This is a genomic window from Pseudomonas sp. NFX71 (assembly GCF_048079215.1).
In the GTDB taxonomy this organism is placed as follows: domain Bacteria; phylum Pseudomonadota; class Gammaproteobacteria; order Pseudomonadales; family Pseudomonadaceae; genus Aquipseudomonas; species Aquipseudomonas fluorescens_B.
In genome coordinates, this window is record NZ_CP182230.1 from 3744754 (window position 1) to 3757181 (window position 12428).

General features: G+C 58.6%; 12 protein-coding genes. 7 read left to right on the forward strand and 5 right to left on the reverse strand.

All coding sequences use genetic code 11. The annotated features are described in order from the left end of the window. Positions 1-40: 40 nt before the first annotated feature. Positions 41-481 carry a GlcG/HbpS family heme-binding protein gene (locus ACM1ZW_RS17335; RefSeq protein WP_416738957.1) on the forward strand — a complete coding sequence of 147 codons (441 nt, stop codon included), beginning with the start codon at positions 41-43 and terminating at the stop codon, positions 479-481. A gap of 113 nt (positions 482-594) precedes the next feature. On the opposite strand, the gene ACM1ZW_RS17340 is transcribed toward ACM1ZW_RS17335, so the two are convergent. Next, positions 595-1203: a TetR/AcrR family transcriptional regulator gene (locus ACM1ZW_RS17340; protein ID WP_017337230.1), complete on the reverse strand. Its 609-nt coding sequence runs from the start codon at positions 1201-1203 to the stop codon at positions 595-597. 134 nt (positions 1204-1337) lie between these two features. Here ACM1ZW_RS17340 and ACM1ZW_RS17345 point away from each other — a divergent pair, with 134 nt between their 5' ends. Beyond that, positions 1338-2252 (forward strand): DUF808 domain-containing protein, encoded by a 915-nt coding sequence (locus ACM1ZW_RS17345; RefSeq protein ID WP_017337231.1) that lies wholly within the window; start codon positions 1338-1340, stop codon positions 2250-2252. Between the two features lie 92 nt (positions 2253-2344). Here ACM1ZW_RS17345 and ACM1ZW_RS17350 read toward each other — a convergent pair whose 3' ends face one another. Continuing rightward, a complete protein-coding gene (locus ACM1ZW_RS17350; RefSeq protein WP_017337232.1) occupies positions 2345-3133 on the reverse strand; it encodes a VacJ family lipoprotein in 789 nt (262 codons plus the stop codon). Then, positions 3126-4424, reverse strand: a complete 1299-nt coding sequence (locus tag ACM1ZW_RS17355) for a serine protein kinase PrkA (RefSeq protein ID WP_017337233.1) — start codon at positions 4422-4424, stop codon at positions 3126-3128. Before ACM1ZW_RS17355 ends, ACM1ZW_RS17350 begins: the two co-directional genes overlap by 8 nt. Before the next feature lie 226 nt (positions 4425-4650). On the opposite strand from ACM1ZW_RS17355, the gene ACM1ZW_RS17360 reads away from it, so the two are divergent. Then, positions 4651-5019, forward strand: a complete 369-nt coding sequence (locus tag ACM1ZW_RS17360) for a hypothetical protein (RefSeq protein ID WP_416738958.1) — start codon at positions 4651-4653, stop codon at positions 5017-5019. A 124-nt stretch (positions 5020-5143) separates the two neighbouring features. On the opposite strand, the gene ACM1ZW_RS17365 is transcribed toward ACM1ZW_RS17360, so the two are convergent. Next, entirely contained in the window at positions 5144-6739 is a 1596-nt protein-coding gene (locus ACM1ZW_RS17365) for a beta-1,6-glucan synthase (RefSeq protein ID WP_017337235.1), read from the reverse strand. A 300-nt stretch (positions 6740-7039) separates the two neighbouring features. Here ACM1ZW_RS17365 and ACM1ZW_RS17370 point away from each other — a divergent pair, with 300 nt between their 5' ends. The 4 genes from ACM1ZW_RS17370 (at position 7040) to ACM1ZW_RS17385 (ending at position 10465) form a co-directional block, all read left to right on the forward strand. Further along, positions 7040-7891: a glycine betaine ABC transporter substrate-binding protein gene (locus tag ACM1ZW_RS17370; RefSeq protein ID WP_017337237.1), complete on the forward strand. Its 852-nt coding sequence runs from the start codon at positions 7040-7042 to the stop codon at positions 7889-7891. Positions 7892-8085: 194 nt separating this feature from the next. Beyond that, on the forward strand, positions 8086-8397 hold the full coding sequence (locus ACM1ZW_RS17375; RefSeq protein ID WP_017337238.1) for a DUF485 domain-containing protein: 312 nt from the start codon (positions 8086-8088) through the stop codon (positions 8395-8397). Continuing rightward, positions 8394-10052 (forward strand): cation acetate symporter, encoded by a 1659-nt coding sequence (locus ACM1ZW_RS17380; protein ID WP_017337239.1) that lies wholly within the window; start codon positions 8394-8396, stop codon positions 10050-10052. Before ACM1ZW_RS17375 ends, ACM1ZW_RS17380 begins: the two co-directional genes overlap by 4 nt. Before the next feature lie 203 nt (positions 10053-10255). Then, complete coding sequence (locus tag ACM1ZW_RS17385; protein ID WP_416738959.1) at positions 10256-10465, forward strand: hypothetical protein; 210 nt, start codon at positions 10256-10258, stop codon at positions 10463-10465. 353 nt (positions 10466-10818) lie between these two features. On the opposite strand, the gene gltA is transcribed toward ACM1ZW_RS17385, so the two are convergent. Further along, on the reverse strand, positions 10819-12108 hold the full coding sequence (gene gltA, locus ACM1ZW_RS17390; protein WP_017337241.1) for a citrate synthase: 1290 nt from the start codon (positions 12106-12108) through the stop codon (positions 10819-10821). Positions 12109-12428: the final 320 nt, after the last annotated feature.

Genomic DNA, 12428 nt, shown 5'->3' on the forward strand with positions numbered 1-12428 from the left:
AGTCCATTCGCTTTCCCTATAACAAAATGAGGACGGCACCATGAGCGCTTTAACCTTGAAAATGGCAGTCAACCTGACCAGTCAGGCCATCTCCGCCGCGCGTGCGATTTCGGCGGCCCCGTTGACCATTGCCGTGCTGGATGCCGGCGGGCATCTGCTTTCGCTGCAACGCGAAGACGGCGCCAGCCTGCTGCGACCGCACATCGCCATCGGCAAAGCCTGGGGCGCGATCGCACTGGGCAAAGGCTCTCGCCTGCTGGCACTGGATGCCCAGCAACGCCCGGCGTTTATTGCGGCTTTGAACGGTCTGGGGCAGGGCAGTGTGGTGCCGGCACCGGGAGGCGTGTTGATTCGGGATCAGGACGGGAATGTGCTGGGAGCGGTGGGGATCAGCGGGGATCTGTCGGATGTCGACGAACAGTGTGCGATCAATGCAATCGAGGCGTTGGGGTTGCGGGCGGATGCGGGGGTGAGTGCTTAATCTTTATTGATTGATCTATCGCCATCGCCGGCAGGCTGGCTCCCACAGGGGAATATCTGAGCATCAGAGATCACTGTGGGAGCTAGCGTGCAAGCGATAAAGTCACCGCAATCTTAATGATCCGGCTCACATCCTTTAAGCACCAACCGAATAATCGTCCGCGCCGCGGCTTCATAATCCTCTTCATCCAGCTTGGCCTTGCCGGTAATCGCGGTGATCTGCCAGTCAAAGTCGGCGTAGGTCTGGGTCGCGGCCCAGATGCTGAACATCAGGTGGTTGGGGTCGATGGGGGAGATCTGGCCGCGGTCGATCCAGGTCTGGATGCAATCGATGTTGTGCTTGGCCTGGCTGTTCAGTTGTTCGACCAGGTCGGCGCTCAGGTGCGGGGCGCCGTGCATGATTTCGCTGGCGAACACCTTGGAGGCGAAGGGCAGGTCGCGGGAGATGCGGATTTTCGAGCGAATGTAGCCGCTCAGCACTTCACTGGGCACGCCGTCGGCGTTGAACGGCGTCGAGGCCTGCAGGATGGGCTCGATGATGCTTTCCAGGACCTCGCGGTAGAGGTTTTCCTTGGATTTGAAGTAGTAGTAGACGTTGGGCTTGGGCAATCCCGCCTTGGCTGCGATGTCACTGGTTTTGGTCGCAGCGAAGCCCTTGTCGGCAAATTCTTCACTGGCGGCACGCAGGATCAGTTCTTTGTTGCGCTCGCGGATAGTGCTCATAAACCAGGTGGTTCCTTGCCTGTTCTGGCGGTTGCGCATGGTAGCACCGGCCTCGCGCGACGCTCAAGAATGCCCCGTGTGGTGCTCGGCCACGCTATGCTGCGCAGTATTCATTCAAGAAGGACACCTGATTCATGGCAGGAAGCAGTTTACTGTTGCTGATCGACGACATTGCCGCCGTACTCGACGACGTGGCGTTGATGACCAAAATGGCCGCCAAGAAAACCGCCGGCGTGCTCGGTGACGACCTGGCGCTCAACGCCCAGCAGGTCAGTGGTGTACGCGCCGAGCGGGAAATCCCGGTGGTCTGGGCGGTTGCCAAGGGCTCCTTTCTCAACAAACTGATCCTGGTGCCCTCGGCGTTGGCGATCAGTGCGTTCATTCCCTGGCTGGTCACGCCGTTGCTGATGGTCGGCGGCGCCTACCTGTGTTTCGAAGGTTTCGAGAAGCTCGCGCACAAGTTCCTGCACAGCAAGGCTGAAGATCAGGCAGAGCATGCGGAATTGGTCGAAGCCGTGGCCGATCCGGCGGTCGATCTGGTGGCGTTCGAAAAGGACAAGATCAAGGGCGCCATCCGCACCGACTTCATTCTTTCAGCGGAAATCATCGCCATCACCCTCGGCACCGTGGCGGATGCGTCGCTGACCCAGCAAGTCATCGTGCTCTCAGGCATCGCCATCGTCATGACCATCGGCGTCTATGGTCTGGTGGCCGGCATCGTCAAGCTCGATGACCTCGGCCTGTGGCTGACCCAGAAGCCCGGCCAGATGGCTAAAAGCATCGGCGGCGGGATTTTGCGTGCGGCGCCCTACATGATGAAAAGCCTGTCGGTGATCGGCACAGCGGCGATGTTTCTGGTGGGCGGCGGGATTCTCACCCACGGCGTACCGGTGGTTCATCACTGGATCGAAAGCGTCAGCGCGGGGGCGGGCGGTGCCGGGTTTATCGTGCCGACATTGTTGAACGCGGTGGCGGGGATTGTGGCGGGTGCGGTGGTGTTGGCGGGTGTGATGGTTGTCAGCAAGATCTGGAAAACAGTGAAAGGCTAACGCCTGACACAGTTGATTTGTGGTGTTTGAAGTACCGCGCATGAAAAAGGCCATTCGACTCGCATCGAATGGCCTTTTTTGTTGCTGCCGGATTACTCGGCGATCTGCAGCTTGCGCGACTCGGTGTACACGTAGCGCACCTTCTCATACTCGAACGGCGAGTTCAGCTGGCCATAGCGGAAGCTGGTCTGGTGGCGCTTGTCGATGCTGCGCAGGATCCACACTTCAGGGTGGTTGGAGCTGACTTCGGCGACGTTCAGGAAGTTGATCGCGTTTTCGGCGGTGAAGTCCACGGCCAGGCCGCCGGTGTCGCGGATGTTGGAAGGGCCGAGGATCGGCAGCACGAAGTAGGCGCCGCCCGGTACGCCGTAGAAGCCGAGCGTCTGGCCGAAATCTTCGCTCTGGCGCGGCAGGCCCATGGCGGTGGCCGGGTCCCACAGGCCGGCAATACCGATGGTGGTATTGAGCAGCAGGCGCGCGGTGGTTTCCATCGAACGCTTGCCCTTGAACTGCAGCAGGCTGTTCATCAGGTTCGGCACGTCGCCGAGGTTGTTGAAGAAGTTGCTGACGCCGGTGCGCAGGAAACCAGGCGTGATGTAGCGATAACCGTCGACCACCGGCAGGAACACCCATTGGTCGAAGCGGTAGTTGAAGTGATACACCCGGCGGTTCCACTCTTCCAACGGGTCGTACACGTTCAGTGCGTTGAGGGTGGAGCGCTCGAACTCGCGCTGGTCCAGGCCCGGGTTGAATTTCAGTTTGCTCAACGGCTCCTTGAAACCGTCATTGTCGATGACAACTGGCGCGTTGGCTTTGCTGTTGTCGGCATTGGCGACGCCTGCACAGAGTAACGCTGCGATAAGCAGGAGGTATTTAGCCACGGAAGAACTCCAGCATGGCGTCGCTGTTGACGCGGTAGTTAAGGTTGCCGCAATGGCCGCCCAGTGGATAAACGGTCAAGCGATCGCCGAAGGTCTTGCGCAGGAAACCGAGGTCGCCAGGGCCGAGAATCACATCGTCGGCGTTATGCATGACCGCGATTTTCGGGCTGTCGTGCAGGTAATCCTTCAAGGCATACAGGCTGACCTGGTCGATCAGTTGCAGCAGGCTGCCGCCGTCGGTGCGCGCGCGCCACATCGGGATCACTTGTTCGGTGATGTAGCAGTCGAAGTCGCACTGCAGCGCACGCTTGAGGTACGGAGTGAGCGTCGTGCCTTCTGTGATAGGCGTTTTCGGCGGCGTGATCAGGCCGCGACGGTTGATCAGGTCCGAGGTAAAGGCGATGTCGGCGGCCGAGAAGCGGAACGACGTGCCGATGAGCATGGCCATCTGTTCGTTGGTCAGGTGTTGCTTGGACTGCTGGAAGTCATAGAGCAGGGCATCGTTGAGGTCGATGTAGCCTTTTTGCTGGAAGTAGCGGGTCAGTTTGTTCAGTACCAGTTCATAGAACGTCGTGCTGTTGTTGATGCCCTTGACCTCTGTCTGGACGAGCCTGTCCAGGTTGGTGATCGAGGTGTAGAGGTTGACCGGCGGGTTGAGCAGCAAGACTTTCTTGAAATTGAAGCTGCGGCGGGTTTCGTCCAGATGCGCGACGAATGCGGCGTCCAGGGCACCCAGGCTGTAACCGGTCAGGTAGTAATCGGTGACGGCCACTTTCGGGTTTTGTGCCCGCACGGCCTGCATCACCCGGTACATGTCTTCGGCGTCATCCTTGGTGATACCGGGTGTGGCAAAGCGTGACGCAGCGCTCATGAAGTCGAAGCTGGTGGGCGACGACAGCTGTACTACGTGGTAACCGGCTTTGTAGTAGAGCTTTTTCAGGTATTCGTTGAGGCTGCTGTCATAGCGCGCGCCAGTGCCGGCGATCAGGAAGATCAGTGGGGCCGCTTTATCCTGGGTGGCGATGCGATAGGTCAGTTTCTTCACCGGCCAGAAGTTGTCCGGCAGTTCGAACTCACGCTCCGGGCGCAACGTGACGCTGCGGGTTTCCTGGTCGATGTCATCGTCAAGCGGCAACTCCGGACGCAGGTCCGGCGGCGTCGTGGCGATAGTCGCCTCGAACGGGTTGGTCAAAGGGTAGCCATAACTGGCGGCGTCGATATCGACCGCCAGTGCGGACGCACTCAAAATAAGGCCGCCAAACAGGGCGGCGAAGCGCAAGGAACGGAGCATGACTAGATCCCTTAGAGAGAATGGTGCCGGATGAAGTTCGCAGGCTATGACCACAGGGGTTGCGTCAAAGTGCCATGCATCGGCACCAATCAGGCCTAATTTCGGAGTAATGGTAGGTGGACGATACACTTTGCAGCGATTGACTGCCCAGTTAACTGTTGTTAACGCTTGCGTCAGGCTGTCGTCGGATTAAGCTGGCCGCCGTTTTCGCTTATTGGAGTGCCTCATGTCCCGCCGTTTGCCCGTGATTCTGCTGCTTGTCTTGCTGCCTTTATGGCTGGCCGCCAGTTATGGCGCGCGTTATGGCTTCATGGAGGATGCGCAGTGGGTCGGTCTCTGCGTCGACGACGCGAGCCGCTGGGAATGCGTGGTCCGTTCGAACCTGGGCTTGATGATTCATTTCCAGGTATTGGGCTGGACCGCCCTGGCGGCAGCGGTGATCGGCTTTGTGTTGCCGGGCCGGGCAGGGTGGTGGTTGGCGATACTGGCGCTGGTGTTCGGGTTTCCGGCGCTGGCGTTGTACAACACGACGATGGCTGTGTTTGCTGTGGTGATTGCTGCTTTGCGACTGGTCCGGGCGCCTCGTAGCGCCTGATCGTCAGCCCTCGCGGGCAAGTCGCGCTCCCACAGGATCTTTGTCGTACACAAAATCTGTATTCGCTGAAGAACCTGTGGGCGCGTGGCTTGCCCGCGTCAGGGCCGGTAGCAGCACTGAAAGATCAGCCCTTGCGCACCCGCAAACTGCGCCACAACGCCGCCACCATCAACACGCTCACCAATGCCCAGCCCCAGGCCTGCTGGTTTTGCAAACCTTCGCGATACAACTGCGGCGCAATGCCGGCACCGACGATGAAGGTCAGCAGGGCAATCTCTCGACGTGGCACGCTCACCGGACGGCACAGGTAAACCAGCGCCGGCAGGATGAACGCGACACTCGGGAAGCTGCGATAACGCGGATCCAGCACCAGCTCCAGCATCATCACCGCCGCCGCAAAACCTGCCACTGCCAGCAACCAGCCCGCCCTACGTTCCAGCGCAGCGAAGGCTTGCCCACGCCAACCCGTGCGAGCGCTCAATGTCAGCGCTGCATGCGCCAGCACCAGCAGGTTCAAACCGGTCAGCAAGGCGACCCACAACCATTCACTGGTAAATCGCGTGGTAACCCGCGCCAAATCGCCCCATGCACCAATCGAACAGGCTGCCAGCGCGCCCAGAAGCGGCAGAACCAAGGCCGCGCGGGTGCTGCGTACGCGTCCGCCCAGGATCAGTGTGCCGAGGAAGATCACGCCACCCACCACCAGCCACTGCGACCAGTACGGCACGTTCGACACTGGCCCCGCCAGCACGCCCTTGTCCTGACGATCGGCATCGAACAGCCCCCAGTAACCACCGACCGCCCCTTCACTGGCGCGTTTCCAGGGTTGGTCGAAGGCTTCGATCAGGTTGTAGTGCCAGCCTTCTTGCTCGGCCATGATCACAAAGTTGCGAATGAACTTGGCCTCGTTGACTCGGCTTGGGAGGGCGGTTTCGCGCTGACGGCCTTCGCTTGGCCAGCCGGTTTCGCCGATCATCACGTCTTTGGGTGCGAATTTGTTGCCGAACACCTGACGCACTTCGCGAACATGCTGCAGCGCGGCGTCGATGTTCGAAGGCTCATCCTCCCAGTAGGGCAGCAGGTGGATGGTCAGGAAGTCCACTGCGGGGGCGATTTCCGGGTGTTTGAGCCAGAACTCCCAGACGTCGGCATAAGTGACAGGCTGCTTGACCTGACTTTTGACCTTGCCGATCAGCCTGGCCAGCTGAGCGCCGGTGATTTCCTTGCGCAATAGAGTCTCGTTGCCGACGATCACCGACGTCACCACGTCCTGGTTGGCGTTGGCGGAGGCAATCAGCAGGTCGACTTCTTTCTCGGTGTCCACCGGATTGCTGTTGACCCAGGCGCCGATCATCAGCTTCAGGCCATGCTTTCGCGCCAGATCGGGCAGGGCCTCGAGGCCGGTCATGGAATAGGTGCGGATGCATTCGAAGCGGGTGGCCAGCAAAGCGAGGTCGGCGTCCATGCGCTCGGGGCGCAACTTGAACGGCTGATCGAACGGCGATTGGTCTTTGTCGAATGGGGTGTAGGAGGCGCATTGCAGCTTGTGCGTTGCGCTGGCCACGTCCGGCAGACTCACCGGTTTGCCGAGTCCGTACCAAAAACCGCCAAGGGCAAAAAGCCCCAGCAGGCAGGCGAATAAATATGCAAAAAAAGGAAAGCGTGATGTCGCGGGCATGGTCAGGCCGTCTGGGAGCAAAGCCGCGCATGTTACCTGCAATTGCCCCGCGCTTGGTGGCCTGCATGATTTTGACATGCAAAGTTCGGGCGGATCGGCGGGAGCGCTGAAGGTGGTCGTGATTAATGGCGTTCTGATGTCGTTTCTCGATGCCTTGAGGTCGCTGACAGCACAGGTTCCGGTTGGCGTCAGGTTGATTATCGAGGCGTCAGTTCCCTTGTTGATAAATCGCGCTGATGATCGAACGAGTTTGCGGTGGGCGTGATGGGGGCGCTGTGCACCATAACAATACGTTGACGCGACTCGGCATCCGTCGAGCGCAGCACTTTCGGGGAAGTAACGATGAAGATGCGACGACTTTTAGGCGCAGGTGCCGCTCTGGTACTTGCGATTGGCTCCACATTCGCCAATGCCGAGAGCAAGACCCTGAGCATCGGTTACGTTGATGGCTGGTCCGACAGCGTAGCGACCACCCATGTGGCCGCCGAAGTGATCAAGCAGAAGCTGGGTTATGACGTGAAGCTGCAAGCCGTCGCGACCGGGATCATGTGGCAGGGCGTGGCGACAGGCAAACTCGACGCCATGCTGTCGGCCTGGTTACCGGTGACTCACGGTGATTACTGGGCCAAGAACAAAGACCAGGTCGTCGATTACGGCCCGAACTTCAAGGACGCGAAAATCGGTCTGATCGTGCCGGAGTACGTCAAGGCCAAGTCGCTTGAAGATCTGAAAACAGACGATAGCTTCAAGAAGCGCATCGTCGGCATCGACGCCGGTTCGGGCGTGATGCTCAAGACCGAGCAGGCCATCAAGGACTACGACCTGACTGGCTATCAACTCAAGGCCAGTTCCGGCGCCGGCATGATTGCCGAGCTGACCCGCGCCGAGAAGAAAAACGAATCCATTGCCGTGACCGGTTGGGTACCGCACTGGATGTTCGCCAAGTGGAAACTGCGCTTCCTCGAAGACCCGAAAGGCGTGTATGGCGCGGCTGAAACCGTGAACAGCATCGGCAGCAAAGAGCTGGCAACCAAAGCACCGGAAGTGGCCAAGTTCCTGAAAAACTTCCAATGGTCTTCGAAAGACGAAATCGGCGAAGTCATGCTGGCCATTCAAGAAGGCGCCAAGCCTGAAGCGGCCGCGAAGGATTGGGTCGCCAAGCACCCGGAGCGCGTTGCAGACTGGATCAAATAATCTGAGCTGACGCGTTGGGTCAGCACCTCTGAAGGCCCCTTGGCACAAATGCCTGGGGGCCTTTTATTTTCTGCATGCTGGAAAATGGCGATTCTGTCATGTCGTTCTAATACTAAGGTCGTCTGGAACCTGCCCCGCAGCCGCATAGAGTGGATACCGTTCCACCAATAATCTGTGCTGCGAGGATAAAAACAATGAACGACAGCATTTACCTCTCGATTCAAAACAGCCCGCGCTTCAAGGAGCTGGTTAGTAAGCGAGAAAGGTTCGCCTGGATTCTTTCGGCGATCATGCTTGGGCTTTACTCCGGATTCATCCTTTTGATCGCTTACGGGCCGCATATTCTGGGCGCGAAGATCAGCCCTGAGTCATCGATAACCTGGGGCATACCGATCGGTGTCGGGCTGATTCTTTCGGCCTTCATCCTCACCGCGATCTACGTTCGACGCGCCAATGGCGAATTCGACGACCTGAACAATGCGATTCTCAAGGAGGCTCAGCAATGATCCGGCGTCTAATGGCTCTTTTGAGCATCGCAGCGTTCGCACCTGGCGCCTGGGCGGCTGAAGCCCTGACCGGTGCAGTGACCAAACAACCGCTGAACGTCGCCGCGATCCTGATGTTCGTGGCGTTTGTCGGCGCGACTTTGTATATCACCTACTGGGCTTCGAAGAAAAACAACTCGGCGGCCGACTACTATGCGGCCGGCGGCAAAATCACCGGTTTCCAGAACGGCCTGGCGATCGCCGGCGACTACATGTCCGCGGCGTCCTTCCTGGGTATTTCCGCCCTGGTGTTCACCTCCGGATACGACGGCCTGATCTACTCGATCGGCTTCCTGGTGGGCTGGCCGATCATTCTGTTCCTGATCGCCGAGCGCCTGCGTAACCTGGGTAAATACACTTTTGCCGACGTGGCGTCCTACCGCCTTGGGCAAACCCAGATTCGCTCGCTGTCCGCTTGCGGTTCGCTGGTGGTGGTGGCGTTCTACCTGATCGCGCAAATGGTCGGTGCCGGCAAGCTGATCCAGCTGCTGTTCGGTCTCGACTACCACGTTGCAGTGATCCTGGTCGGTATCCTGATGTGCATGTACGTGCTGTTCGGCGGCATGCTGGCGACCACTTGGGTGCAGATCATCAAGGCTGTGCTGTTGCTGTCCGGTGCCTCGTTCATGGCGCTGATGGTAATGAAGCACGTCAACTTCGACTTCAGTGCCCTGTTCTCCGAGGCGATCAAGGTTCACCCTAAAGGTGAGGCGATCATGAGCCCGGGCGGTCTGGTGAAAGATCCGGTCTCCGCGTTCTCCCTGGGCCTGGCGCTGATGTTCGGTACCGCTGGCCTGCCACACATCCTGATGCGCTTCTTCACCGTGAGTGATGCGAAAGAAGCTCGCAAGAGCGTGCTGTATGCAACCGGCTTCATTGGTTACTTCTACATCCTGACCTTCATCATCGGCTTCGGCGCGATCCTGCTGGTCAGCACCAACCCGGCTTTCAAAGATGCGGCTGGCGCGCTGTTGGGCGGCAACAACATGGCGGCGGTGCACCTGGCCAATGCGGTCGGTGGCAGTATTTTCCTGGGCTTCATCTCGGCGGTAGCGTTCGCGACCATTCTGGCAGTGGTTGCCGGTCTGACCCTGGCCGGTGCTTCGGCGGTGTCCCATGACCTCTATGCCAGCGTGATCAAGAAAGGCAAGGCGAACGAGAAGGACGAGATTCGTGTCTCGAAAATCACCACCATCGCACTGGCGGTGCTGGCGATCGGTCTGGGTATTCTGTTCGAAAGCCAGAACATCGCGTTCATGGTGGGCCTGGCGTTCTCCATCGCGGCGAGCTGCAATTTCCCGGTGCTGCTGCTTTCCATGTACTGGAAGAAGCTGACCACCCGCGGTGCGATGATCGGTGGCTGGCTGGGTCTGGTCAGTGCGGTAGGCTTGATGGTCCTCGGGCCAACCATCTGGGTGCAGATCCTGCATCACGAGAAGGCGATCTTCCCGTATGAATACCCGGCGTTGTTCTCGATGATCATTGCGTTTGTGGGGATCTGGTTCTTCTCGATCACTGACAAGTCGACTGCTGCGGATAATGAGCGGGCGCTGTTCTTCCCGCAGTTTGTTCGTTCGCAGACGGGTCTGGGGGCGAGTGGGGCGGTTTCGCACTAAGGTTTCGAGAGTGTTTGTGTAAGTTGGGTTGAACAGAAATGCCCCGGTCGAGAGATCGGGGCATTTTTCTGTGGGCGGTTATCGGACCCTTTGGGGCGATGGTCCCGACCGGTTTTTTTGAATATGTGCATATCCGTGTTTGGTGTAACGGCGCCTGCTAGTTTCGAGCTGACCTGACGGTTAGTTCGGTCAGGTGATCGCAGGTGAACACCAATGCCATGCCCAACGAAATTCCCACTGTGTGCGAGCCTGCTCGCGATGCCGGACTTCCATTCAACATTGATGTTGACTGGGACGACGCTATCGCGAGCAGGCTCGCTCCCACAGGGATTCATTGCAAATCGAGAGTGTGTGCACAGTCGCTTGCCACCCCGGTCGGCCCGAAGGCCGTCGAGGTTTTGATTTTGATCTAAGGCGCCCCGTTAAACCACGCTGGCCGAACGCAGGTATTGCGCAGCGGGTAAACCGGCAAGGATGCCGGTTTAGCCGCGCTGGGCCAGGGATGGCCCATCGCGGCGACCCGCGGAGCAATGCCTGTGTTCGGGCACACCGAGCTCAAGCGAGGTGCCGAGTGGTGGGGCAAGAGCGCTTGGTTACTTGGCGCTTTTCCAAGTAACCCGCTGTAAAAGCGGAACCAATAGGCGCCGTTACCGCAGGAATGGATATGCACATCCACATCCACACATTCAAAGCGCACAAACAAAAACGGCCTCTATATAAGAGGCCGTTCTCGATACAACTTTAAGACGTTATCGCAAGACAAGTCTTATTTGCGGTCTTCCAGCTTGGTGATATCACGCGACTCGTAGCCGGTGTACAGCTGGCGCGGACGGCCAATCTTGTACGGGCTGGAGAGCATTTCTTTCCAGTGGGAGATCCAGCCGACAGTCCGCGCCAGAGCGAAGATTACCGTGAACATGCTGGTTGGAATGCCGATCGCCTTGAGGATGATCCCCGAGTAGAAGTCGACGTTCGGGTACAGCGAGCGCTCGATGAAGTACGGATCGGTCAGGGCGATCTCTTCCAGGCGCATGGCCAGTTCGAGTTGCGGATCGTTGTTGATGCCCAGTTCCTTCAGCACTTCGTCGCAGGTCTGCTTCATCACGGTGGCGCGTGGGTCGCGGTTTTTGTAAACCCGGTGACCGAAGCCCATCAGCTTGAACGGATCGTTCTTGTCCTTGGCCTTGGCGATGTACTTGTCGATGTTCGAGACATCGCCAATTTCATCGAGCATGGTCAGAACAGCTTCGTTCGCGCCGCCGTGGGCAGGGCCCCACAGTGCAGCGATGCCGGCAGCGATACAGGCGAACGGGTTGGCACCCGAAGAGCCGGCCAGGCGTACGGTGGAAGTCGATGCGTTTTGCTCGTGGTCGGCATGGAGGATGAAGATCCGGTCCATGGCCTTGGCGAGTACCGGGCTGATCGGTTTGATCTCGCACGGGGTGTTGAACATCATGTGCAGGAAGTTTTCCGCGTACGTCAGGTCGTTGCGCGGGTACATCATGGGTTGGCCCATGGAGTACTTGTAAACCATCGCTGCCAGGGTCGGCATCTTGGCAACCAGGCGGATCGCGGAGATTTCGCGATGCTGCGGGTTATTGATGTCCAGGGAGTCGTGGTAGAAGGCCGAGAGGGCGCCGACTACGCCGCACATGACAGCCATCGGGTGGGCGTCGCGACGGAAGCCGTTGAAGAACGTCTTCAACTGCTCGTGAACCATGGTGTGGTTCTTCACGGTGCTGACGAACTGGGCCTTCTGTTCTGCGGTCGGCAATTCACCGTTGAGCAGCAGATAGCAGGTTTCCAGGTAGTCCGACTTTTCAGCCAGCTGTTCGATCGGGTAGCCGCGGTGCAGCAGAATGCCGTTGTCGCCGTCGATATAGGTGATCTTCGACTCGCAGGAAGCGGTCGACATGAAACCAGGGTCAAAGGTGAAACGGCCCGTGGCCGTCAGGCCCCGAACATCGATAACATCGGGACCAACGGTGCCGGTTAAAATGGGCAGCTCGACGGGGGCTGCGCCCTCGATGATCAACTGCGCTTTTTTGTCAGCCATGTGGCCTCCTATTTATGCTTGAAATCATCAGACAGACCCCCCACGCAGGGCCCGCACCACTATAGTGAGATAAATTCGAATGTCAATTTGCCTAAAGTCTTGCTCCAGAAGGCTTTAACCGGACTTTTTCCTCGAAATTGACTGCCATTTACGCCTTTTATGCAACTTGTGCAATGCGCTATTAGGGGAAGGGGAACGCGTTGTCATTAGTAGCCTAACTGTCTATACTCGGCCTCCGACCGCCAGGGGCTTTTGGGCCTGCTTTATTGGGGGTCGCACTCCCTGGGTGGTGGGTACCTGACCAGTGCACTCCCCAACAA